Annotated in this window: 21 protein-coding genes; 9 read left to right on the top strand and 12 right to left on the bottom strand. The window is 65.6% G+C overall.

The annotated features are described in order from the left end of the window. Positions 1–16: 16 nt before the first annotated feature. Entirely contained in the window at positions 17–616 is a 600-nt protein-coding gene (locus AiwAL_RS09405) for a sterol desaturase family protein (protein ID WP_235704238.1), read from the top strand. A 26-nt stretch (positions 617–642) separates the two neighbouring features. On the opposite strand, the gene AiwAL_RS09410 is transcribed toward AiwAL_RS09405, so the two are convergent. Beyond that, on the bottom strand, positions 643–1,395 hold the full coding sequence (locus AiwAL_RS09410; RefSeq protein ID WP_262312586.1) for a 2OG-Fe(II) oxygenase: 753 nt from the start codon (positions 1,393–1,395) through the stop codon (positions 643–645). Beyond that, positions 1,395–2,480 carry a bifunctional DNA-binding transcriptional regulator/O6-methylguanine-DNA methyltransferase Ada gene (gene ada, locus AiwAL_RS09415; RefSeq protein ID WP_235704267.1) on the bottom strand — a complete coding sequence of 362 codons (1,086 nt, stop codon included), beginning with the start codon at positions 2,478–2,480 and terminating at the stop codon, positions 1,395–1,397. Before ada ends, AiwAL_RS09410 begins: the two co-directional genes overlap by 1 nt. Before the next feature lie 283 nt (positions 2,481–2,763). Between ada and AiwAL_RS09420 the strand changes: the two genes are divergently transcribed. Both AiwAL_RS09420 and AiwAL_RS09425 read left to right on the top strand, forming a co-directional pair. Continuing rightward, positions 2,764–3,339, top strand: a complete 576-nt coding sequence (locus AiwAL_RS09420) for a hypothetical protein (RefSeq protein ID WP_262312587.1) — start codon at positions 2,764–2,766, stop codon at positions 3,337–3,339. 248 nt (positions 3,340–3,587) lie between these two features. Continuing rightward, a complete protein-coding gene (locus tag AiwAL_RS09425; RefSeq protein ID WP_262312588.1) occupies positions 3,588–4,184 on the top strand; it encodes a glutathione S-transferase N-terminal domain-containing protein in 597 nt (198 codons plus the stop codon). On the opposite strand, the gene rdgB is transcribed toward AiwAL_RS09425, so the two are convergent. Beyond that, positions 4,181–4,774, bottom strand: a complete 594-nt coding sequence (gene rdgB / locus AiwAL_RS09430) for an RdgB/HAM1 family non-canonical purine NTP pyrophosphatase (RefSeq protein WP_235704234.1) — start codon at positions 4,772–4,774, stop codon at positions 4,181–4,183. The genes AiwAL_RS09425 and rdgB overlap by 4 nt on opposite strands. After that, entirely contained in the window at positions 4,764–5,495 is a 732-nt protein-coding gene (gene rph, locus AiwAL_RS09435; protein ID WP_235704233.1) for a ribonuclease PH, read from the bottom strand. Before rph ends, rdgB begins: the two co-directional genes overlap by 11 nt. Before the next feature lie 63 nt (positions 5,496–5,558). Here rph and hrcA point away from each other — a divergent pair, with 63 nt between their 5' ends. After that, complete coding sequence (gene hrcA / locus AiwAL_RS09440) at positions 5,559–6,623, top strand: heat-inducible transcriptional repressor HrcA (protein ID WP_235704232.1); 1,065 nt, start codon at positions 5,559–5,561, stop codon at positions 6,621–6,623. Further along, positions 6,620–7,072 (top strand): MaoC family dehydratase, encoded by a 453-nt coding sequence (locus tag AiwAL_RS09445; RefSeq protein ID WP_235704231.1) that lies wholly within the window; start codon positions 6,620–6,622, stop codon positions 7,070–7,072. Before hrcA ends, AiwAL_RS09445 begins: the two co-directional genes overlap by 4 nt. On the opposite strand, the gene AiwAL_RS09450 is transcribed toward AiwAL_RS09445, so the two are convergent. From AiwAL_RS09450 to AiwAL_RS09460, 3 genes are all read right to left on the bottom strand, one after another. After that, complete coding sequence (locus AiwAL_RS09450; RefSeq protein WP_235704230.1) at positions 7,029–8,852, bottom strand: Hint domain-containing protein; 1,824 nt, start codon at positions 8,850–8,852, stop codon at positions 7,029–7,031. The genes AiwAL_RS09445 and AiwAL_RS09450 overlap by 44 nt on opposite strands. A 167-nt stretch (positions 8,853–9,019) precedes the next feature. Continuing rightward, on the bottom strand, positions 9,020–9,895 hold the full coding sequence (locus AiwAL_RS09455; RefSeq protein ID WP_235704229.1) for a prephenate dehydratase: 876 nt from the start codon (positions 9,893–9,895) through the stop codon (positions 9,020–9,022). Next, positions 9,892–10,626 (bottom strand): 3-deoxy-manno-octulosonate cytidylyltransferase, encoded by a 735-nt coding sequence (locus AiwAL_RS09460; protein ID WP_235704266.1) that lies wholly within the window; start codon positions 10,624–10,626, stop codon positions 9,892–9,894. The genes AiwAL_RS09455 and AiwAL_RS09460 overlap by 4 nt, the downstream gene beginning before the upstream one ends. 92 nt (positions 10,627–10,718) lie before the next feature. Here AiwAL_RS09460 and AiwAL_RS09465 point away from each other — a divergent pair, with 92 nt between their 5' ends. Further along, positions 10,719–11,705 carry a cytochrome c family protein gene (locus AiwAL_RS09465; RefSeq protein WP_262312589.1) on the top strand — a complete coding sequence of 329 codons (987 nt, stop codon included), beginning with the start codon at positions 10,719–10,721 and terminating at the stop codon, positions 11,703–11,705. Further along, a complete protein-coding gene (locus AiwAL_RS09470; protein ID WP_262312590.1) occupies positions 11,702–12,502 on the top strand; it encodes an inositol monophosphatase family protein in 801 nt (266 codons plus the stop codon). Before AiwAL_RS09465 ends, AiwAL_RS09470 begins: the two co-directional genes overlap by 4 nt. Positions 12,503–12,690: 188 nt before the next feature. Here the strand turns inward: AiwAL_RS09470 and AiwAL_RS09475 are convergent, their stop codons facing one another. The 5 genes from AiwAL_RS09475 to mobB are packed head-to-tail and all read right to left on the bottom strand — an operon-like array spanning position 12,691 to position 17,422. Continuing rightward, positions 12,691–13,833, bottom strand: coding sequence for an ABC transporter ATP-binding protein (locus AiwAL_RS09475; RefSeq protein WP_262312592.1), 1,143 nt, complete (start codon positions 13,831–13,833; stop codon positions 12,691–12,693). Next, the gene (locus tag AiwAL_RS09480; RefSeq protein WP_262312593.1) at positions 13,830–14,633 is read right to left on the bottom strand and encodes an ABC transporter permease; all 804 of its coding nucleotides are present in this window, start codon (positions 14,631–14,633) and stop codon (positions 13,830–13,832) included. The genes AiwAL_RS09475 and AiwAL_RS09480 overlap by 4 nt, the downstream gene beginning before the upstream one ends. A gap of 10 nt (positions 14,634–14,643) precedes the next feature. Continuing rightward, complete coding sequence (locus tag AiwAL_RS09485) at positions 14,644–15,606, bottom strand: extracellular solute-binding protein (RefSeq protein ID WP_262312594.1); 963 nt, start codon at positions 15,604–15,606, stop codon at positions 14,644–14,646. A 30-nt stretch (positions 15,607–15,636) separates the two neighbouring features. Beyond that, positions 15,637–16,887, bottom strand: coding sequence for a gephyrin-like molybdotransferase Glp (gene glp / locus AiwAL_RS09490; protein WP_262312595.1), 1,251 nt, complete (start codon positions 16,885–16,887; stop codon positions 15,637–15,639). Then, on the bottom strand, positions 16,868–17,422 hold the full coding sequence (gene mobB / locus AiwAL_RS09495; RefSeq protein ID WP_235704222.1) for a molybdopterin-guanine dinucleotide biosynthesis protein B: 555 nt from the start codon (positions 17,420–17,422) through the stop codon (positions 16,868–16,870). The genes glp and mobB overlap by 20 nt, the downstream gene beginning before the upstream one ends. Positions 17,423–17,596: 174 nt before the next feature. On the opposite strand from mobB, the gene AiwAL_RS09500 reads away from it, so the two are divergent. Together AiwAL_RS09500 and fdhF are read left to right on the top strand one after the other, a co-directional pair. Continuing rightward, positions 17,597–19,339, top strand: a complete 1,743-nt coding sequence (locus tag AiwAL_RS09500; RefSeq protein WP_262312596.1) for an NAD(P)H-dependent oxidoreductase subunit E — start codon at positions 17,597–17,599, stop codon at positions 19,337–19,339. Further along, positions 19,336–22,110 carry a formate dehydrogenase subunit alpha gene (gene fdhF / locus AiwAL_RS09505; protein ID WP_262312597.1) on the top strand — a complete coding sequence of 925 codons (2,775 nt, stop codon included), beginning with the start codon at positions 19,336–19,338 and terminating at the stop codon, positions 22,108–22,110. Before AiwAL_RS09500 ends, fdhF begins: the two co-directional genes overlap by 4 nt. Positions 22,111–22,112: the final 2 nt, after the last annotated feature.

Genomic DNA, 22,112 nt, shown 5'->3' on the forward strand with positions numbered 1-22,112 from the left:
TTCGAACGGCACGGCAATGATCGCGAATTTCCTGAAGCACGGCAGCAATACAGCTCTGCTCGCCGCCCTGGCGGTGTGGGGCGGCCTTGCATTGGCGGATGTTTGGCCAGTGCATCCCGGCTTTATCGTGCTGGGTGGTGTGCTGTTTTTCCTCAGTGAATACGGATATCACCGCTTCGCCTTCCACGCGAAGCCGATGCGTGCGGTTCCGTTCATCCTGCGGCTGCAGCACCGGCTGCACTACGATCATCATGTCGAGCCCGACCGGCTCGATCTGCTGTTCCTGCCGCTCTGGTTCCTGATCCCCAATCTCGCGGTGACCGGCGGTCTGGTTGCCCTGATCTGGCCGAATCTGTCGGTCGTCGCGTCGATCATCGCGGGGGCGATGCTCGCCATCCTGTACTACGAATGGGTGCATTACGTGGCGCACATCCCATATCGGCCGCGCACGCGCTGGGGGCGCTGGATCAAGAAATATCATTTGTGGCACCACTTCAAGAACGAACGCCTGTGGTTCGGCGTGACCAATCCGAGCTTTGATTTGGCGATGCGCACCTATGCCCGACCTGACGACGTCGCGCGAAGTGCGACCACCCGCAATATCCACGGCACATAAACCCCGCCGCGCGAGGCGGTTCCGCGTTATGCCGCGTCGTGAAAAATGATGCCGAGCGTCAGCCGATGGCCGGTGCGGAGGCGGCTGACGCCGTGCCGCATCGTCACCCGATAGGCGCCTTTCGTACCGGTTACCGGCCGCTGATTGACCGCGAAGATCACGCCCTCGCCCTGAACGAGAGGCACGACTTCGGCGCGCGATTGCATGCGCGGCCGCTGCTCGGTCAGCACGAAGGCACCGCCGGTGAAGTCTTCGTCCGGCGCGCTCAGCAGAAACGCCACCTGGAGCGGAAAGAACAGATCGCCATAAAGATCCTGATGCAGGCAGTTGTAGTCGCCCGCGCCGTAGTTCAGCAGCAGCGGCGTGGGCCGCGTCTGTGCCGCCGCGTGGCAGCAATCGAGGAAGCGACGGTGCTCGGCCGGATAGTCTCCGCCGCGTCCCAGAGCCACGTCCCAGCGATTGGCGATCGGTGCAAGCCGTGGATAGAGTGCGGTGCGCAGCCCGGTCACAAGGTCGGGGAGCGGGTAGGCGTAGTATTTGTATTCGCCGCGGCCGAAGCCGTGCCGCGCCATCACGATCCGGCTTCGGAACAGGCGATCGGTCTTGTATTGGCCGGCGAGATCGGCGCATTCGGCCGTTGTGAGCAATGGACCCGTGGTCGCACAGCCGAACGCATCGAGATCGGCTTCCAGCGCCGGCCAGTCGAGGTGCGCAACGCGCTCGGCGATATCTGATCCAGCCTGATGGCGCGATGGCGCGACCTTCGCGGAACTCTGCATCACACTGCGCCCTCCCGGCGCAGCAATTCGCGCTTGCGCTCGATCCCCCAGCGATAGCCGCCGAGATCGCCGTTCGACCGGACCACGCGATGGCAGGGAATGACCACCGCTGCCGGGTTGACCGCGCAAGCCTGCGCCACCGCCCGCACCGCCGCCGGATTGCCGATGCGCCGGGCGATCTCGGCATAACTCGCGGTGCTGCCCGGCGGGATCTGCCGCAGCGCCTGCCAGACGCGCTGCTGAAAGGCGGTGCCGCGCACATCGATCGGCAGATCGAGCCCCTGGCGCGGTGCTTCGACGGCGCCGATCACCTCGGCCACCATTCGTTCAAAAGCAGCGTCGCCGCCCGTCAGGCCCGCCTTCGGGAAACGATCCTGCAACCCATGGACCAGCCGCTCGGGATCGGCGCCGAACTCGATGGCGACGACTCCCTTGCCGGTCGCGGCGACCAGGACGGCGCCGAGCGAGCATTCGGCGACGGCAAAACGGATTTCCGCCCCGGCACCGCCATCACGATAGGCGCCTGGAGTCATTCCAAGAATTTTGGTCGATCCTTCGTAAAAACGCCCGCTGGAATTGAACCCGGCGTCAAAGATCGCGCGGGTGACGGTGTCGCTCTGGCCGAGTTCCGAGCGCACCCGCTTTGCCCGATGCGCGCTCGCATAAGCCTTTGGGGTGACGCCGGCGATCTGCTTGAAGATGCGATGGAAATGGTACCGGCTCAGCCCGGCGGCATCGGCCAGTTCGGCGAGGGCCGGCGGTTCCTCGGCGGTTTCGATCAGCCGGCACGCGCGGGCGATGGCGGCGGCGTGCCGGCTGGCCTGCGCGGCGTCACCGGGGCGGCATCGTTTGCACGGCCGGAAGCCGGCCTGTTCCGCCTCGGCACGTGTTGCATAAAAACTGACATTCTCGCGGCGGGGCAACCGGGCGGCGCAGGACGGGCGGCAATAGACGCCGGTGGTGCGGACCGCATAGTAGAAATGTCCGTCCGCACTGGCATCCCGCCGTTTGACGGCGATCCACCGCGCATCGTCGGGATCGGCGATTGGCGGGATCGGCGTGTTTCGGTCGGGAGAGAGGGTCATTCTGGTCATGTCTGGCTCCGAAGGCTCCAATATGGGGCGATGATGGGCGTTGCGCACGCTGCCAGCACTCCGGCTCTTGCTTTCGAATTCGATTTTGTTCTGGCAATCTTGTGATTGCGGGCAACGTTCCAGGAGCCGCTTTTTTATGCGAGAAATATAGGGTGTGTACCCAATGGCGGTATGGCCGCGACCGGAGGGATTTTGGCCGCTGGCCAGAAGAGAGGAGTGAAATGATCTTGCCGATCATGAGCGACGAACGCCGCCATTGGGTACACACCCTGATATGAAACGTCGAACCATTGCTGCCGCGCTCGGCGGCATTCTGTCGGGTTTTCTGGCGACTCTCGGGTTTGGCCGGCGCCAGGCGTTCGCCGATCAGCCTGGAGGGATGATGGGTGGCGGCGGAATGATGGGCGGCATGTCCGGCGGGACCATGCGGGACATGATGTCGCATAACAACATGATGGGGCCGATGAAGCTCGGCATGGAGTTGTTCGAGCGCCACGCCGAGATCCAGCGCGCCACCCAATATCTGCCGAACGGCATCATCGACGCCACGGTGTCGGGCAATGCGAAGACCGCCGGCATCATCCAGGCCCATGTGATCGAGATGTACGATCGTCTCGATTCGAACCGTCCATTTCCCTATCCGATGAGTCCGAGCGTCACCACGATGTTTCGGAACAGCGCGAAATATCGCCGCACATACAAGATCCTGCCGGATGGCGTCGAAGTGACCGAAACCTCCGACGACCCGGAGATGGTCAAGGTGATTTATGCGCACGCGAAGGAACTCGACGCTTTCGCCAAAGACGGCATGCCGGCGATGATGCGCGGGATGATGCAACGGCCAGACTGATGCAAGGAGAACCGGCAATGATGCACGGTGGCATGATGGGCGGAATGATTCTGGCCGGCCTGCTGGTTCTGTTGCTGATCGTGCTCGCGATCGCAGCTCTGATCAAATATCTGTTCGGGTCACCTAGACCGAAATAGGCTTTGGCTGGACAAAACGCCTGATCGCCGCCGTGCCATTGGCGCCGAACCGCGTCCCTTGTATTCCCGCGAACGAACCAGACATCTGCGCCGCAACCAAGGGATCGGCCCATGAAGCTTTTCTATTCTCCGACCAGCCCCTATGTCCGCAAGGTGATGACCTGTGCCATCGCTCGCGAGATCGACCGGCAGATCGAGAAAATCCCGACCAATCCGCATGAAAGCCCGGTAGCGCTGATCGCGGAGAATCCGCTGTCGAAGGTGCCGTGCCTCGTCACCGAGGACGGGTTCGCGCTCTATGACAGCCCGGTGATCTGCGAGTATCTCGATACGGTGGGCGAGGCGCCGCCGCTGTTTCCCGCCGCCGGCGCCGCCCGCTGGGTAGCACTCCGCCATCAGGCGATGGGCGATGGGGTTCTCGATGCCGCGGTCATCTGCCGGATGGAGGGCCAGAAGCCGCGCGATGCCGCACGCGATGCTTTCATTGCCCGTCAGCGGGAGGTCATCGCACGTACCGTCATAGTGCTCGACCGCGATCCGCCGGGAAAACTGCTCGATATCGGCACCATCGCGATCGCGTGCGCGCTTGGTTATCTCGATTTCCGGCTTCCCGATTATGATTGGCGGGTATCCGCCCCGCGTCTTGCGGCGTGGTTCGAGCCGTTCGCCGGGGAGCGCCCGTTCATCGAAACCGCACCGCCGGGTTAAACGTCGCCGAGATGCGCCGCGACAAACTGGCGCAGCGCGCGACCGCGATGGCTGATCGCGTTTTTCTCTGTTTTGCTTAGTTCCGCGAAGCTGCGGTCATCGCCGTGGGGGATGAAAATCGGGTCGTAGCCGAAGCCGCCGGCGCCGCGCGGCGCATCGGCGATCCTGCCGTGGCAGAAGCCGAGATAGGTCGCGGTGGTTCCGTCCGGTGCGGCGAGGCACAGGGCGCAGGCGAAAGCGGCGCGGGGTTCCTCGCGCGTTCGCTCGATGATCGCCGTCATCGCTGCGGCGAAACCGCCGCAATCGGCGGCGAACCGGGCGGATCGCACTCCCGGTGCGCCGCCCATGGCCGCGACCATCAGCCCGGAATCGTCGGCCAGGGCGAACAAGCCGCTGTCGCGCGCCGCCGCGAGCGCCTTGATCCGCGCATTGCCGGCGAAATCCGCGGCGTTCTCCTCGGGTTCCTGAAAACCAAGCGCGCCGGAGGCCACGCAGTCGAGCCCGTAGGGCGCGAGCAGGGCGGCGAATTCCACCACCTTGCCGGGGTTATGGGTGGCGATGACGAGTCGCTGACCGCGTTCAAGCCGCATCGATCGCCGCTTGCTGTGCGGCGAACAGTGCCGCCGTTCCGATCCGCGCCAGGCCAAGCAAGACGCCGAACGCTGCTTCGTCGAAGGTGGCACGCTCGGCGGTCGCCTGAATTTCGACGATGCCGCCGGACGCCGTCAGCACGAAATTGGCGTCCGCCTCGGCGCCGGAATCCTCGGCGTAATCGAGGTCGAGCACCGGCACGCCCACCGCGATGCCGCAGGACACCGCCGCGACCTGCCCGATCAGCGGGTCGCCCTTCAGCACATTGGCCGCGCGCAGTTTTTTGATCGCCAGGGCCAGAGCCACATAGGCGCCGGTGATCGCGGCGCAGCGGGTTCCGCCATCGGCATTCAGCACGTCGCAATCGAGCGTGATGGTCATTTCGCCCAATGCCGCCCGGTCCACCACCGCGCGCAGGGACCGCCCGATCAGCCGCTGGATTTCCTGGGTGCGGCCCGATTGCTTGCCGCGCGCGGCCTCGCGATCGCCGCGCGTATGGGTCGCGCGCGGCAACATGCCATATTCGGCGGTCACCCAGCCCTGACCCGAATTGCGCAGGAAGCCCGGCACCCGGCCTTCCACGCTCGCCGCGCAGAGCACCTCGGTGCCGCCCATGCGGATCAGCGCCGAGCCTTCGGCATGGCGGGCGAAACCGGTCACGATGTCGACGCGGCGCAGCGCATCCGCGGCGCGGCCGCTCGGTCGTCCGGGTTCGGTCATCGGGATGCTCCTGAAAGGTGAGGTATGCTTGATTTTGAGCACGGGATAGCCGAGTCTCGCGTCATGGACCAGCCACAACAGCGTTCGCCGAAACTGCCGCCTGGGCTCGATGCCCGCTCGGCGGCGGTGCTGCGCGAAATCGTCGAGCAATATGTCGAAACCGGCGAACCGATGGGCAGCCGGACCCTCTCGCGCCTGCTGCCCATGGGGCTGTCGCCGGCGACCATTCGCAACGTAATGGCGGATCTGACCGATGCCGGGCTGCTGTTCTCGCCGCATACCTCGGCCGGGCGCCTGCCGACCGACCGGGGCTTGCGCCTGTTCGTCGATGGATTGCTGCAATTCGGCGAATTATCCGACGAGGAGCGCGAGCGGATCGAGGCGGCGCTGGCCCAGTCGGGCCGTTCGGTGCAGGACACACTGGCCGAGGCTTCGACCATGCTTTCGGGCCTGTCCGCGGCGGCGGGGATCGTTCTCGCGCCGAAATCGGACGGTGCGGTCAAGCATATCGAATTTGTCCCGCTCAATTCCGGCCGGGCTTTGGTCGTGCTGGTTTCGGCGGACGGTCAGGTCGAGAACCGGGTGATCGAAACGCCGCCCGGCCTGCCGCCTTCGGCGTTGCAGGAGGCGAGCAATTATCTCAACGCCCAGCTTTCCGGCCTGTCGCTCGCCGAGCTTCGCCTGCGCGTCGCCGCCGACATGAAGGCGGACCGCTCAGCGCTCGATACGCTGACCGCAGGCGTGGTGGCAGCCGGGCTCGCGACCTGGTCGGGCGAGGAACGCGGCGGTTCGCTGATCGTGCGCGGCCAGGGCAGGCTACTCGCGGATATCGACCAAGTCGAGAAGCTCGGAGCGATCCAGCATCTGTTCGAGCGGCTGGAAGCGCAGGAAACCATGCTCAAGCTGCTCGAACTCGCAGACCGTTCCGATGGTGTACGGATTTTCATCGGTGCGGAAAGCGGGCTGTTCGGCGCGGCCGGCGTATCCATGGTGGTCGCCCCCGCGCGCAACCGCAACGACCGGATCGTCGGTGCGATCGGGGTGATCGGACCGACCCGGATCAATTATGGCAAAATCATTCCGGTGGTGGACTATACCGCGCGGGTTATCGGCAGGCTGCTGGGATGAGCGACCGGCTTTATTTCGACGATCTGTCGGTCGGCCAGCGGTTCCAGAGTGGCAGCACGACGCTCGATGCCGCCGCGATCAAGGATTTTGCAGCAACCTATGACCCGCAGCCGTTCCATCTCGATGAGGAAGCGGCGCGGGACACGCTGTTCGGCGGCCTCGCGGCATCCGGCTGGCAGACCGCCGCGCTGACCATGCGGCTGCTGGTCGAAAGCGTGCCACTCGCGGGCGGTATTGTGGGTGCCGGCAACGAAATTTCGTGGCCGCGCCCGACAAGGCCGGGCGACGTGCTCACCGTGGTCAGCGAGGTGATGGAAGTGACGCCATCCGTCTCGCGGCCCGATCGGGGGCGGATCGTGGTGCGCAGCGAGACAAGCAATCAGAACGGTGAAGTGGTTCAGGTGCTCACGGCACGGCTGATCGTTCCGCGCCGGGTCGCGTCCACATGAGCGGCAGGGCGGCAAGGCCGATCGCGAGGTGACGCGCCTCGGGCGGTAGCCGGATGACACCGGCGCCATCGGTCCAGAGTGCCGAATCGCCCGAAGCGCGCGGAAGGAATCCGGAATCGGCCAATGCCTCGGGGACGAACCGCCTGCGTCCGATGTGCAGCCTGGTAATTGCGATACCAAGATGACGCCGGTCTTCGGAGGTCGGATCGAACTCGGCGGGAATAAATCGAGCGGAACGGATCGTTACGCGGCCGCCATGCCGCGCCGGCACGACGAATCGCGCTTCGCCGGCCGGACCCGCACGGCGCTGGATCGGCGCGTCGTCGATCCAGAGGGTGACGGCGTAATCGTGGCGGAGCGAAAACCCTAACTCGGTTGCGCGTGCGTGAAGCCGGGTGCGCACCGTGCGCAGGATCGGCCCGGTGGTGCAGAGCGGGGCGCAGGCGTCACAATCCCAGCGTTTGCGCCGCACCGGCCAGGATACCGCCGGTTCGAACCCCGCGCGATTGCCGGTGTCGAGATAGGATTCGCACGCCGCACCCTCGGCCAGCACGATGTCATGCCGCGTCAGTTCGATATGATGATAGGTGACCGCCATGCAGTCCCGCTCGCGCCGGATGGTTGCGCCGTTGACCAGCAGTTTCGCCGGAATCAGTACGCCGTCGAACGACAATGCGTGATCGGGCGAGACGCGCAGCGCCCGGCGCGGCACGCCGGGGCCGAATGCTCCGGGCGCGATCTCCACGGGTTGCACCGAATCGGGTTTCGGATGGGTTGCCAGATCGAGCGTGCACGACCCGACCCAGACGATCGGCTGGACCGAGCCCGCCGCAGTGATGACGGTGTCGCCCGGTCTCAATGATTCGACGGCGCGGTAGCCGGTCGGCGTGAGGATCGCGGTGCCGCGCACGAAACAGGGCGGATCGGGAGTTGTCGCCACGGCCGAGGTGCTGGCGGCGACGATCGCGCTGCCCGGGCCATCGGCGATCACCGTGAGACGCGTGCCGGATGGATCGGCGAAACTGCCTTCGGCCGTGCCGAAGCGGTTTAGAATGGTCACCCGGCCGGCATTCTGGACAATGCGTGCATCGGCGAGATCGAGCAGCAGCAGGACATCGCCGCCGCCGAAGCCGGAAACCGTCACGCCGATTCCCAGCAGCGGATCGGCCAGCGAAACCGTGCCGCCTTCCGCGCCGAAGATGAAACTCTGCGCCGCTACCTCGTCGCCGAACGCGGCGAGGGCGTTGTTCGCGAGGCTTATAGTTCCCGACCCGCCGATCGCGCCGCCCGAAACATCGAGCGTGCCGCCCGCAAGTGCGACCACGGCCTGATTCTCGAATTCGGTGCCGCCGATATCGAGCATTCCGCCCGATGCGACGCTGACCGTGCCGGTATTGGCGAAGCTCGGCGGCGGCGCGCCGGTCAATCCGCTGATCGCGCCGAGATCGACCACCACATCCAGCGCCGAACCGGCACCGAGCGCCAGGGCACCCTGGTTGACCACGGAATCATAGGCATAGAATGAGGCCGTGCCGGCAATCGAAACACTGGCTTCCGCGCCGAGCACGATTGCGCCGCCATTGCCGATCAGATCCGAAGACGTCAAACTGACGTCCGCCTCGATGGTGATGCCGGGGTCGATCGCCGCCTTGGTTCCGATTATGTCAGCGATGATGCCCGCGCCCGGCACAGCGCTGCCGGACCAGTTCGCCGCTTCGCTCCAGTCCGGCGCCGGTGTGGTGACGGGATGGAAAGTCTCGACCTGAAGTGTTCCCGCCATCGGAATCCTCCTCCGCCGCCGCGCGCATCCTGCGCCGGCACGAGCCAAGGAGGCGGTTTTTTCGCCTCGACCAACATCAGGTTAGCGGTATCATGAAGCAAAAGCAACAGAATCGGATAACAAATGAAATGGATTCAGTGATTTCTAACGAAACTCAACCTCAGCGTTCAATCCGATCCCTGAATTGCCACACGTTGGGCGAGGCGGAACTGTGCCGCGGGATAGACACCGAGAATGCGGAATTCGCGTGAGAAAAAGTCGAGTTCCTCCAGCGCGAGCCGTACCCCACGCTGCTCGGGGTGGCCGTCGATTTCGGCGAGAAACTGGGTCGCGGCGAAAAGGCCGCCCACCATGTAGCTCTCCAGCCGCGTCATGTTGATGCCGTTGGTCGCGAATCCGCCCAGCGCCTTGTAGAGCGCCGCCGGCACGTTGCGGACGCGGAATACGAAACTCGTTATCAGGTTTTCGGCTTCGGGCGGCGGCAGGCGCGGGGTTTTCGCCATGACGTAGAAGCGCGTGGTGTTATGCGCCGCGTCTTCCACATTGGGGCGCAGAATATCCAGCCCGTAAATCTCGGCTGCGAGGGATGACGCGATCGCGGCGCTCGCCGGATCGTTCCAGCGCGCGACCAGTTCGGCGGAGCCCGCCGTATCGGCCTCGACCACCGGTTCGGCGCCCAGTTCGCGGATGAGCGCCCGCACCTGGCCGAGCGCCACTGCGTGCGAATGCACCCGTTTAATTCCCGCAAGTTTTGCGCCGCTCGGCGCCAACAGGCAGTGTTCGATCCGCTGGAAATGCTCGGCGACGATCGACAGGCCGGAATCGGGCAGCAGCGTGTGCATGTCCGGTACCCGGCCGGCGAGCGAGTTTTCGGTGGGCAGCATGGCGAGCGACGCCTCGCCGTTGCGTACCGCATCGATCGCAGCCTCGAAGGTCTGGCACGGCAGGGTCGCCATCGCGGGAAAGGCAGTGCGGCAGGCAAGGTCGGAATAGGCGCCAGGCACGCCCTGGAATGCGATGCGGTCCGTTGTGAGGGCGGTCATGGTGCGAATTCCTTTCGGGCGCGTTCGAGATCTTCCGGCGTATCGACGCCGAACGGGGCACGGGCGATCCGCGCCGCGCCGATTCGCATTCCGGCTTCCAGCGCGCGGAGCTGTTCGAGTTTTTCGCGCTGTTCCAGCGGTGAGGGCGGCGCGTTCACGAAGCGCTCCAGCGCCGCGCGGCGATAGGCATAGACGCCGACATGGTGCCACAATGCCCCAACGCCTGACGGGATGCGGTTTCGCGAGAAATACAAAACTGGGGCGACAGGTGCGCCATTGCCGAAGCCGCAGGCCGCTTTCACCACCGACGGCGCCTCGGCCTCTGCCTCGCTGGCGATCGGGGCGACCAGGGTTGCGATGTCGAAGCGCGGATCATCCAGCACGGCGAGAAGGGTGCGCAGCGTTTCGGGCTCGATGCCGGGCAGGTCGCCCTGCAGATTGACCACCACATCGTGCCGTCCGCCTTGGTCGATCGCCGCCAGGGCCGCATGAATCCGATCCGACCCGCTCGGGAGATCGGGATCGGTCAGCACCGCGCGGCCACCGGCCGCCGTCACCGCCTCGGCGATCGCGGATTCCGCGCAGGCGACCGCCACAGGCCCCAGTGCGGCGTGTTCGGCGCGCTTCAGCACATGGACGATCATCGGCACGCCGCCGATATCCGCCAGCGGCTTGCCGGGCAGGCGGGTCGAGCCCAGCCGTGCCGGGATCATGACGATAGGGGACGGTATGGCAGCCTCCTTGCGCGGGGTCGGGTTATCGCTTGTCGCACTTTCCTAAATCGCTATACATCGCCCCGTAAAGCTTTGGAGGACGCGCTGGCATGAGCACCCGGAACGAGCAGACCCAGGGTCACGGCAGGAAAGGCCGCGATCCGCTGCTGCTGAACAAGATCGCGGGGGGGATTCTCTCGGCCGGTCTGGTGTTCTGGGTCGCGACCCATATCTCCATGTTCTTCACCAATCACGAGGCACCGAAAAAGCCGGTGATCGCCATCGCCGGCGCGGGTGCCGCGAAGACGGCGGCGGGCGGCGTGCCGTCGATCGACGGGCTGATTGCCAAGGCCGACGTGAAAAAGGGCATGAGCTTCGTCCAGCAGCAGTGCTCGGCGTGCCACACCCTGACCAAGGGCGGGACGAACGGCGTCGGACCGAATCTGTACGGCGTGGTGGGCGCGCCGATGTTCGCCAAGGCCGGCTATGCCTTCTCTTCGGCGGCGAAAAAGAAGGCGAAGGGTAAGTGGACTTATCAGAAGCTGAACGAGTGGCTGTTCGACCCTGACGATGACGTGCCGGGCACCCGCATGAGCTACCCCGGCATCAAGAACGACGCGGTGCGGGCCGACGCCATCGCCTATCTGCGCACTTTGTCGCCCAGCCCGGTCCCGTTGCCCAAGCCCGGCCCTGGCGGAGCGAAGCCAAGCCCGGCGGCGGCTTCGGGCAGCGGCGCGCCATCGATCAAGGCGCTCTACGCCAAGGCGGTCATCGCCAAGGGGCAGAGCTTCTTTCAGCAGCAATGCTCGGCCTGCCATACCGTTACCAAGGGCGGAGCGAACGGTGTCGGCCCGAATTTGTATGGCGTGGCGAGCGCGCCGATGTTTGCCAAACCCGGCTATTCTTTCTCGGACGATGTGAAAAAAATCGCCAAGGGCAACTGGACGCCGCACAAACTCAACGAATGGCTGTTCGCCCCGATGAAGGATGCGCCCGGCACCCACATGGCCTATCCGGGAATCAAGAACAATCAGGTCCGCGCGGACGTCATCGCCTATCTGAATTCGCAATCGGCCAGCCCCGCCAAGCTGCCGTGAGTCTCGATGCCGAAGTCGCCGCGGCCCAGGCGGCGGCGGACGCAGCCGGCGCGGTGATCCGCCGGTATTTTCGTGCCCAGGTGGGGGTAGAGACAAAAAGCGACGCGAGCCCGGTGACGGCTGCCGACAAAGGCGCCGAAGTGGCGATTCGGGAAATATTGCGGACGCGCTTTCCCGATCACGGCATGATCGGCGAGGAACTTGGCGGCCAAGAGGGGGGCGATCAGCGTGCCGGGAGGTTTACCTGGGTGATCGACCCGATCGACGGCACCCGCGCCTTCATCACCGGACGCCCGACCTTCGCGACCTTGATTTCCTTGCTCGATCATGGCGTGCCGGTGCTCGGCCTGATCGATCAGCCGATTACCGGCGAACGTTGGCTCGCGGCAGGAGGCAGGCTGAGCTTCACCGGTGCCCATGGCGGCGTGGCGGGTTGCCGGCGCGTGGCCTCGCTAGCGGAGGCGGAACTGTCCTGTACTTCGCCCGATATGCTCGACGCGGCGCAGTATGCGCGGTTCCGTAAGCTTGCTTCCGCCTGCCGTCGGACAAGCTGGGGCGGTGATGCCTATGCTTACGGGCTGCTCGCCCTCGGGCAGATCGATGTGATCGCCGAGGCTGACCTGAAACTATGGGATTGGGCCGCCCTGGCGCCGGTGATCGAGGCGGCCGGCGGAATTGCGACCGACTGGCAGGGCAGGCGCCTGACCTTGGACGGCGACGGTTCGATGCTCGCGGTGGGCGATCCTTCCGTTCACGAAGCTGCCGTCGCCGCGCTCTTCGGCACCGATTCGCATTGAGTGCAATCAGCTTAGTTGTTTAGGGTGTGTACCCAATAGCGGTGTGGCCCTATTGGGTACGCACCTAGTCCAGGACTTCGATGGTGCATTCTTGTCGCAAGAATGGAAGGATGCGCGATGGGACTGGAGTGGGGTCCTGGGGCGGAACAGATCGCCCCGGCGACCTGCCGCGTCCGAGGAAGCAGGCATTACGCACGGGTACTAGCGTCAGGTCTTGACCATTGGATTGTGTTGCCGCCGGAATCCGTCAGCAGGTGAATCGCCTCGGGGTCGATCTCGACGATCGTATCGTCGCCGGGCGCGAGGCCAAGTTTTTCAGTATCGCGTCTGGTGAGATAAGCGACCAGAGGAAAATCGCCATCGAGCGCGACCTTGCGGAACGCGCCGAGACCACTCACCCCAACCACGCGCATGGTCAGGCGATTGGTCGCGGCATTGCCGCACTCGGTGATCCCGGCGCCGCGCAGCACGACATCCTCGCCCCGAATGCACACGAAGACATTCGCGTCCGTCTCCCCGGCGAAGCGATCGTCCCGCGCAAGAAGAAGCCGGCCGCCCACATCAATCCGCCAGCGATCGCCCGCCCTACCGATCACCCGGCCGGGAAGCCGATTGTCGATGCCGACGAAATCGGCGACGAAAACATTGGCCGGCGCCTTGAACAGATCCGCCGCCGGCCCTTCCTGCACGATCGCGCCGTGGTTCATGATGGCAAGCCGATCGGCCAGCGTCGCCGCATCCGCCTGATCGTGGGTCACGAAAATCGCCGGAATCCGCGTTTCGCGCAGGAATGCACGAAGTTCCTCGCGCAGCGTCTCGCGGCTTTGTGCATCGAGCGCCGAGAACGGTTCGTCGAACATGAAAAGATCGGGCTGCATCGCCAGCGCGCGCGCCAGGGCAGTGCGCTGTTTTTCGCCGGGACTCAAATCCTCCGGCAGCCGATCCGCGAGGTGATCGATGTGAAACCGGGCGAGCAGGGGGGCAAGCGCCGGGTCATGCGGCCGCATCGCCGGTTTCCGGCCCGCGCGAAGCCCGAGGACGATGTTCGCGGCCACCGTCAGATGCGGGAAAAGCCCGAAATTCTGGAACAGCAGGCCGACCCGGCGCCGTTCCGGCGGCAGATCGGTCACGTCGCGACCGCCGATGACGATCCGCCCAGCTTTTGGGCGGTGAAATCCGGCGATGGTTTCCAAGGTCACCGATTTGCCGGCACCGTTCGGGCCGAGAATCACCAGGATCTGGCCGGGCGCCACGGTCAGATCGATATCCCTGAGCGAGAACCCACCGAGCCGCAGGGAAACGCCTTCGACCGCGGTGGTCGCTTGAGTCATCGGCCGTACCCGGTCGCTTTCTTCTGGCCATAGGCGACATAGCGGAACAGGATCAGCAGAACCAGGGTGATCGCCAGCAGCAGCGTGGCCATGCCCGCCGCCCGGTTCAGGCCGAAGCGCAGAAACAGCTCGTAGATCTTCACCGGGGCGGTCATCGGATAATAGACCAGGATCACCACGGCGGCGAACTCGCTGATCGCGCGGGCATAGGTCAGCGTCAGCCCGGTCGCGATGCCGCGCCAGGCGAGCGGCAGCGTGATCGTCCAGAGAACCCTCCACGGTCCCATGCCGATGGTGCGCGCCACTTTTTCCAGCCTTGGATCGACCGCCTCGAACCCGATGCGCGCCGCGTTCACCGCATAGGGCGCGGAGACGAACAGCATCGCCACCACGATGCCGGCGATCGTGCCCCAGAATCGCAGGTCGAGCCAGCGATCGGCGAATCCGCCGAAAATGCCGCGCCGGCCGAACACGAACAGAAGCGCGATGCCCGCCACCGTGTGCGGCACCGCGAGCGGAATATCGACGATCGCGCCGACGATGCCCTTGCCGGGGAATTCGGCGCGGGCGAGCGCGTAGGCCAGCGGAACGCCGATGACCGCCGCGACGCAGGTGGCCAGCAGCGCCGCTTCGAGGCTGAGCAGGATCGCCTGCCTGACATCCGGCCGCGCTGCGACCCGCATCAGGCTGCCGGCCGACTGGCTGCCAATCAGCCGCGCCAGCGGCACGATGATGAAGACGAGCAGGACGCCGCCGAGCAGCCACGACGTCAGCAGCACGCCGCGCGGCCGGGGCAGCATCAGCTCCGGCTCACCAGGCCGGCCACGGTTTCACCAGCGGGCGGAGCTTTACCGGCATTTTCGCGATATCCATGCCATAGGCGGGGTCGATCACGTTGAAACCGTTTTTTGCCATGATCGCCCGCCCCTTCGGCCCGAGCAGAAGTGCGACATATTGCGCCGCCAGCGTTTTCTGTTGTGCATTCGCCGGAATCGTCACCGCGTAGACGATGGGGCTACCCGGAAGCTTGCCGTTCTTGGTCTGCGCCGTCACGGTTTTATAAATCGCGGCGTCCTTCGGGTCGCTGAGATCGATCCTGGCCGGCAGCGGCAGATATTTCAGCCCGAGCTGGACCGCGTCGGACCGGTAGATCGCGAGATAATCGATCTGGTCGAGCTGCAGCGCGGACAGCAGCGCGGTTTCGGTATCCCGCATGTTGGTCGGCGGGGCATTGGCGAGCACCTTGGCCTTGAGCCCCGGCGCATGGTAGAATTTCTGGGCCAGGCTCAGCATCTGCAGGGTCTGATAGCCGGACGGATCGGTATTCGGGTTCGACCGGCCGATCTGAACGCCGGGCCGCGCCAGCACCTTATACCAGTTGCTCGGCGTGATCTGGCCGGCGAACCGGCTTTTCGGCGTATACGCGAAGGTGATCGCGTTGCCGACGAAGCCGACATACCAGCTCGCGAAACCCTTCCGGCCGGATTCGGGAAAAAAATAATCCGGGATCACGTGATAATCGGCGGACGCGAACACGTCGGCGCGGTGATGCAGTTCGGTGATCCGTTTGGCCAGCATCACGCTGCCGCCGAATTCCGGCTGAACCACGACGCCCGGATGCCGTTTTTCAAAAACCTTGTCCAGTTGCCGGAACGGCGGGGCAAGCGTGCCGGCCGCGTAAACCGTCAGGACCGTCTGTCCCGCCAGCGCGGGCGGCGCGACGCCCGCGAGCAGCAAGCCGACAGCACCTGTTAGCAAGGCCCGAAATTTCATGACGCGTTCTCCCGTTAGATTTCCTGGATTCTAAAACAGGCCGGCATAAGGCAGATATCCGACGACATCGCCGGGAACCACAGTCGTGACAGGTTCCGCAAGCTCCGCAAGCCCGTCGGTTTCGGTCAGGGAGGATAGGATTCCGGCGCCGTCGCGCGGATGTTTCCGTGCCTCCAGTTCTCCGTCGGCGGCGCGGATCAGGCGCACCCGGAGATATTCGCGCCGTCCGCTTTTTTTCCGATGGCTGAAGCCGGCGCGGACCGGCAGGGCGATCCGCTCAGGCGGCGCGGCGCCGGAAAGCGCCGCGATCAGCGGCCGCGCCACGGCGGCAAAGGTCACGAACGCCGCGACCGGATTGCCGGGCAGGCCGACCAGTGGCGTGCCGTCGATGACGCCCATCGCGACCGGTCGTCCCGGCTTGATCGCCAGCCGCCAGAACACCAGATGGCCTGTCGCCTCGATCGCGCGACGTACGTGATCTTCGTCACCGGCGGAAACCCCGCCGGACGTCATAACCAGATCGTGCGTCCGCGTAGCATCGCGCAAAGCCCCGGTGATCACCCCGGCGCTGTCGGGCAGGATGCCGAAATCCGTCACCTCGGCTCCCGCGCGACGGGCCAGTGCCGCGAGCAAAATCCGATTGGCATCGTAAAGCTTGCCTGGTGCCAGAGGCGTGCCAGGGTCGACGACTTCGTCGCCGGTCGAGAACAGGGCCAGCCGGATCGGCCGCCGCGCCGTCAGGTCGCGCAGGCCGAGCGAAGCGGCCAGGGCGACATCCTGCGGCCGCAGGCGCCGCCCGTCCGGCAGGGCGGTCGCGCCGGCCCGCACATCCTCGCCCTGGGCGCGGGTGTTGGCGCCGCGCCGCAGTCCCGGCGGCAGATGAACCCGGCCGGCCTCGTCCAGCCGCACATCCTCCTGCATGAACACCGTGTCGGCACCCTCCGGCAGTATGGCGCCGGTGAAGATCCGCCTTGCGGTCCCGGCGCGCAGCGCAACCCCTGCCGGATCGCCCGCGGCCGCCCGTCCCTCGACCGGCAAAACCGTCCGGTCCCGCAGATCGGCGGAGCGAACGGCATAGCCATCCACCGCCGAATTGGCGTAGGGTGGCAGGTCGATCGGCGCCACGATGTCCCCAGCCAGCACACGACCGTCGGCATCGGCCAGCGTTACGGTTTCCGTGGATGCGACCGGGCCGATATTGGCGGCGATGATCCGCATCGCCTCCTCGATAGGCAGAAGCGCGCCGCCGAAGGCGAAGCAATCATCCGATAGCTGGGCCATGACACGCATCTTCCGCCGTCATGCGCCACGGGATCGCTCCAACCGATCGCGCCTGGCTCAGCGCGATGTCGGCGATTGCCGCCACATCGTCCAGCCCAAGCACCGGCACGCCGGCGGCGGGGAAAGCGGTATCCGAGGCGATCGCGACGATGCTCGGATCATGCGGATGCAGCGGCGGCTTCCCGGTCCCCTGCCGGTGGATTTCGATTTTCGGGTGCGGCTCCCGCTTGAAACCCTCGACCACCACGAGATCCACGGGACTCATGCGATCCAGGAGTTCCGCGAGGCTGGGCTCCCGATCTCCGCGCAGCTCATGCATCAGCGCCCAGCGCCGGGCTGAAGCGACCAGCACTTCAGTCGCGCCCGCCGCGCGATGGACCCAGGAATCCTTTCCCGGCTGATCCACGTCGAAATCGTGATGCGCGTGCTTCAGCGTCGAAACCCGCACTCCGCGCCCGATCAACAGAGGGAGAAGCCGGCACAGCAGCGTGGTCTTGCCCGACCCGCTCCATCCGGCCAGCCCGATCACTCGCATGTGGTCATCTTCTTCATTCGAAATCCCATCCATGTCTTGCACGCGCCATAAGCAACGTATACAACATACATCATATATAGCTGCCCTGAAAACGGGTTGCGAAAAACCGTTCGAGCACGAAGCGGCTCGCCCGCTTCACCCTGGAACGATCGGTGGGAAACGGAAAGCGCGAATATGGAACATTCGGATGGTCATGAAGCGCAGGTGAACGAAACCTCTCTCTCCCGATTGCGGTCGTTCCGCCATCCGGGAGCGGGAGAGAAGCAAGCCAAGGCGACCCCAAAAGGGCGCATCGTCGATCCCCACGCGCGCGACGAGGTGGAAACCCTCCTGGGCGACCGGCCGCGCCGACGGGACCTGCTCATCGAACATCTCCATCTGATCCAGGACGCCTATGGACAAATTTCGGCGGCGCATCTGGCCGCGCTGGCCGACATCATGCGTCTCGCCTTCGCGGAAGTCTATGAGGTCGCGACCTTTTACGCGCATTTCGATGTCGTCAAGGAAGCCGATGCACCGATCCCGCCGCTGACGGTCCGCGTCTGCGACAGCATCGCCTGCGCCCTGCTCGGATCGGAGAAACTGCTGGGGGAATTGCGGCAGAGCCTCGGCGCCGATGTGCGGGTGGTGCGCGCGCCCTGCGTCGGCTTGTGCGATCAGGCGCCCGCCGTCGAGATCGGGCACCATTTCGTCCATCGCGCCGATGTGACCGCCGTTGAGCAGGCGGTGCGGAGCGGGCACACGCATCCGGAAATTCCGGCCTATATCGATTACGCGGCCTATCTGGGCGGTGGCGGCTATGCGCTGCTGGAGCGCGTGCGCTCGGGCGTGCTGCCGGCCGAGGCGGTGCTGACCGCGCTGGAGGCGGGCGGATTGCGCGGTCTCGGCGGTGCCGGTTTCCCCACCGGGCGCAAGTGGCGCTCGGTGCTCGGTGAGCCCGGCCCGCGCCTGATGGCGGTGAACGCCGACGAAGGCGAACCCGGCACCTTCAAGGATCGCTATTTTCTCTACGCCGATCCGCATCGCGTGCTGGAAGGCATGCTGATCGGTGCCCATGTTGCCGAAGTGAACGACATCTATGTCTACCTGCGCGACGAATACCCGATCGGTCGCGAGATCCTGCGCCGGGAGCTGGAGAAGCTGCCTGCCGGCGGCCCGCGCATCCATCTGCGGCGCGGCGCCGGCGCCTATATCTGCGGCGAGGAATCGTCGATGCTGGAAAGCATCGAGGGCAAGCGCGGCCTGCCGCGGCAGAAACCGCCATACCCGTTCCAGGTGGGATTGTTCGGCCGCCCGACGCTGATCAACAACGTGGAAACCCTGTTCTGGGTGCGCGATATCATCGAAAAAGGCGCTTCCTGGTGGGCCGGCCACGGGCGCAACGGATCGAAGGGGCTGCGCAGCTTCTCGGTGTCGGGGCGGGTCAGGGAGCCGGGCGTGAAGATCGCGCCCGCCGGCATCACGGTGCGCGAGCTGATCGACGAATTCTGCGGCGGAATGCAGCCGGACCATCGCTTCACGGCCTATCTTCCGGGCGGCGCGTCGGGTGGCATCCTGCCGGCCACGATGGCGGATATTCCACTCGATTTCGGCACCTTGGAGAAATACGGCTGCCTGATCGGCTCTGCTGCCGTGGTGATCCTGTCGGACCACGACGATGTGCGCGAAGCGGCGCGCAACCTGATGCGGTTTTTCGAAAGCGAAAGCTGCGGTCAATGTACGCCCTGCCGCTCCGGCACGCAGAAGGCGCGCATGTTGATGGAGCAGCCAGTCTGGGACCGTGAATTGCTCGGCGACTTGTCCGCGGTGATGCGTGATGCTTCCATCTGCGGCCTGGGTCAGGCCGCGCCCAACCCGGTCGATTGCGTGATCCGCTATTTTCCAGAAGCATTCGAGACGGAAGGAGGTCTGAAATGAGCGACCCGATCCTGTTCGAGCTTGACGGACAAAACGTCGAGGCATGGCCGGCGGAGACCATCTGGCAGGTCGCCAACCGGCTGGGCAGCGAGATTCCGCATCTCTGCTACGCGCCGGAACCCGGCTACCGCGCCGACGGCAATTGCCGCGCCTGCATGGTGGAAATCGAGGGCGAGCGCGTGCTGGCACCGTCCTGCACCCGCAAGCCCGCCGCCGGCATGCGCGTGCGCAGCGCGACCGAACGGGCGCGGAAAGCGCGCCGGATGGTAATGGAACTGCTGATCGCGGACCAGCCGGCGCGGCAGACCTCGCACGACCCGACCTCGACATTCTGGGCCTGGGCCGACCGCCAGGACATCACCGTGAGCCGCCTGCCGCACAGCGATCGCTGGGCGCCGGATTCCAGCCATCCGGCGATGCGGGTGAACCTCGACGCCTGCATCCAGTGCAATCTGTGCGTGCGCGCCTGCCGGGAAGTCCAGGTGAACGACGTGATTGGCATGGCCGGGCGCGGCGCAGAAGCGAAGATCGTCTTCGATTTTGACGACCCGATGGGCGAATCCACCTGTGTGGCCTGCGGCGAATGCGTGCAGGCCTGCCCGACCGGCGCGCTGATGCCCGCTGCCTATCTGGACGCGCGCCAGATCCGTGTGGCCTGGCCGGACCGCATGGTGGACAGCCTGTGCCCCTATTGCGGCGTTGGCTGCCAGGTGCGCTACCACGTCAAGGACGAGAAGCTGGTCTATGCCGAGGGCCGTGACGGCCCGGCCAATCACCAGCGGCTATGCGTCAAGGGCCGCTTCGGGTTCGACTACATCCACCATTCGCATCGGCTGACCAGGCCGCTGATCCGCAAGGACGGTGTGGCGAAAAACGCCGAAGACCAGGTGGACCCCGCCAATCCCTTCAGCCATTTCCGCGAAGCGACATGGGGGGAAGCGCTGGACCGCGCGGCGGACGGGCTGCGGCGCCTGCGCGACCAGCACGGCCCGGCCGCGCTGGCGGGTTTCGGCTCCGCCAAGGGCTCGAACGAGGAAGCCTATCTGTTTCAGAAGCTGGTGCGCACCGGCTTCGGTTCCAACAATGTCGATCACTGCACCCGGCTCTGCCACGCCTCGTCGGTGGCGGCGCTGATGGAGGGGCTCAATTCCGGCGCGGTCACCGCTCCGTTTTCGGCCGCTCTCGATGCCGAGGTCATTCTGGTGATCGGCGCCAACCCGACCGTCAACCATCCGGTGGCGGCGACCTTCATCAAGAACGCGGTCAAGGACAAGGGCGCCAAGCTGATCGTCATCGATCCGCGCCGCCAGTCGATGTCCCGTCTCGCACTGCACCACCTGGCGTTCAAGCCCGGCACCGATGTCGCCCTGCTGAACGCGATTCTGTACACGATCATCGACGAGGGCCTGACCGACGAGCAGTATATCGCCGCCTGGACCGAGAATTTCGACGAACTGAAACAGCGCATCAAGGATTTCCCGCCGGAGAAAATGGCCGGGATCTGCGGCATTCCCGCGAGCACGCTGCGCGAGGTGGCGCGGCTCTATGCCCGCTCGCGCGCGTCGATCGTCTTCTGGGGCATGGGGATCAGCCAGCACGTTCATGGCACCGACAATGCCCGCTGCCTGATCGCGCTGGCGCTGATCACCGGCCAGATCGGCCGGCCCGGCACCGGCCTGCACCCGCTGCGCGGCCAGAACAACGTGCAGGGCGCATCGGATTCCGGGTTGATCCCGATGGTCTACCCTGACTATCAGCCGGTTGCCGACCCGGCGATCCGTCAGGCGTTCGAGGCGCGCTGGGGCATGAAGCTCGACCCCCATGCCGGCCTCACCGTCGTGGAAATCATGAACGCGATCCATACCGGAACGATCAAGGGCATGTATATCGAGGGCGAAAATCCCGCGATGTCCGACCCCGATCTGCGCCACGCGCGGGAAGGGCTGGCGAAGCTCGGGCATCTGGTCGTGCAGGACCTGTTCCTGACCGAGACGGCGTTCCACGCCGATGTGGTGCTGCCCGCATCGGCCTTCGCGGAAAAAACCGGCAGCTTCACCAACACCGACCGGCGCGTGCAGATCGCGCGCCCGGTGATCGCCCCTCCCGGCGAGGCGCGGCAGGATTGGTGGATCATCCAGGAAATCGCCCGCCGCATCGGCCTCGACTGGAACTATGCCGGCCCGGCCGACATTTTCGACGAAATGGCCGGGACTATGCCGTCCTTCAACAACATCACCTGGGAGCGGCTGGAGCGGGAGGGCGCCGTCACCTATCCGGTGGATGCGCCGGACAAGCCGGGCAACGAAATCATTTTCGCCGCCGGATTCCCGACCAAGACCGGACGCGGCAAGATCGTGCCGGCCCATGTCCAGCCGCCGGACGAGGTGCCGGACGACGCCTATCCGATGGTGCTATCGACCGGGCGGGTGCTGGAGCACTGGCATACCGGCGCGATGACGCGCCGCGCCGGCGTGCTGGACGCGCTGGAGCCGGAAGCCATGGCGTTCCTGTCGCCGCGCGAGTTGCGGCGCCAGGGGTTGGATGCCGGCGATACGATCCTGCTGGAAACCCGCCGCGGTGTGGTGCAAACGAAGGTGCGCGCCGATCGCGACGTGCCCGAGGGCATGGTGTTCATGCCGTTCTGCTACGCCGAGGCGGCGGCGAATCTGCTCACCAATCCGGCGCTCGATCCCTGGGGCAAAATCCCGGAGTTCAAGTTCTGCGCGGCGCGAATCTCCAAAGCGGATCGCCTGCCGGCGGCAGCGGAATAGCC

The organism is Acidiphilium sp. AL (assembly GCF_025499445.1).
In the GTDB taxonomy this organism is placed as follows: Bacteria; Pseudomonadota; Alphaproteobacteria; order Acetobacterales; family Acetobacteraceae; genus Acidiphilium; species Acidiphilium iwatense.

Bases quoted from the DNA above. Each gene is read 5' to 3' on its own strand.
- AiwAL_RS09455 (WP_235704229.1), bottom strand. From the start codon at position 9,895: ATGACCGCCCTCACAACGGACCGCATCGCATTCCAGGGCGTGCCTGGC.
- rph (WP_235704233.1), bottom strand. From the start codon at position 5,495: ATGACCGAACCCGGACGACCGAGCGGCCGCGCCGCGGATGCGCTGCGC.
- AiwAL_RS09445 (WP_235704231.1), top strand. From the start codon at position 6,620: ATGAGCGACCGGCTTTATTTCGACGATCTGTCGGTCGGCCAGCGGTTC.
- AiwAL_RS09465 (WP_262312589.1), top strand. From the start codon at position 10,719: ATGAGCACCCGGAACGAGCAGACCCAGGGTCACGGCAGGAAAGGCCGC.
- AiwAL_RS09405 (WP_235704238.1), top strand. From the start codon at position 17: ATGATCGCGAATTTCCTGAAGCACGGCAGCAATACAGCTCTGCTCGCC.
- AiwAL_RS09420 (WP_262312587.1), top strand. From the start codon at position 2,764: ATGAAACGTCGAACCATTGCTGCCGCGCTCGGCGGCATTCTGTCGGGT.
- AiwAL_RS09475 (WP_262312592.1), bottom strand. From the start codon at position 13,833: ATGACTCAAGCGACCACCGCGGTCGAAGGCGTTTCCCTGCGGCTCGGT.
- glp (WP_262312595.1), bottom strand. From the start codon at position 16,887: ATGGCCCAGCTATCGGATGATTGCTTCGCCTTCGGCGGCGCGCTTCTG.
- AiwAL_RS09500 (WP_262312596.1), top strand. From the start codon at position 17,597: ATGGAACATTCGGATGGTCATGAAGCGCAGGTGAACGAAACCTCTCTC.
- mobB (WP_235704222.1), bottom strand. From the start codon at position 17,422: ATGCGAGTGATCGGGCTGGCCGGATGGAGCGGGTCGGGCAAGACCACG.
- AiwAL_RS09425 (WP_262312588.1), top strand. From the start codon at position 3,588: ATGAAGCTTTTCTATTCTCCGACCAGCCCCTATGTCCGCAAGGTGATG.
- AiwAL_RS09410 (WP_262312586.1), bottom strand. From the start codon at position 1,395: ATGCAGAGTTCCGCGAAGGTCGCGCCATCGCGCCATCAGGCTGGATCA.
- AiwAL_RS09485 (WP_262312594.1), bottom strand. From the start codon at position 15,606: ATGAAATTTCGGGCCTTGCTAACAGGTGCTGTCGGCTTGCTGCTCGCG.
- hrcA (WP_235704232.1), top strand. From the start codon at position 5,559: ATGGACCAGCCACAACAGCGTTCGCCGAAACTGCCGCCTGGGCTCGAT.
- AiwAL_RS09480 (WP_262312593.1), bottom strand. From the start codon at position 14,633: ATGCTGCCCCGGCCGCGCGGCGTGCTGCTGACGTCGTGGCTGCTCGGC.
- ada (WP_235704267.1), bottom strand. From the start codon at position 2,480: ATGACCCTCTCTCCCGACCGAAACACGCCGATCCCGCCAATCGCCGAT.
- AiwAL_RS09450 (WP_235704230.1), bottom strand. From the start codon at position 8,852: ATGGCGGGAACACTTCAGGTCGAGACTTTCCATCCCGTCACCACACCG.
- rdgB (WP_235704234.1), bottom strand. From the start codon at position 4,774: ATGCGGCTTGAACGCGGTCAGCGACTCGTCATCGCCACCCATAACCCC.
- fdhF (WP_262312597.1), top strand. From the start codon at position 19,336: ATGAGCGACCCGATCCTGTTCGAGCTTGACGGACAAAACGTCGAGGCA.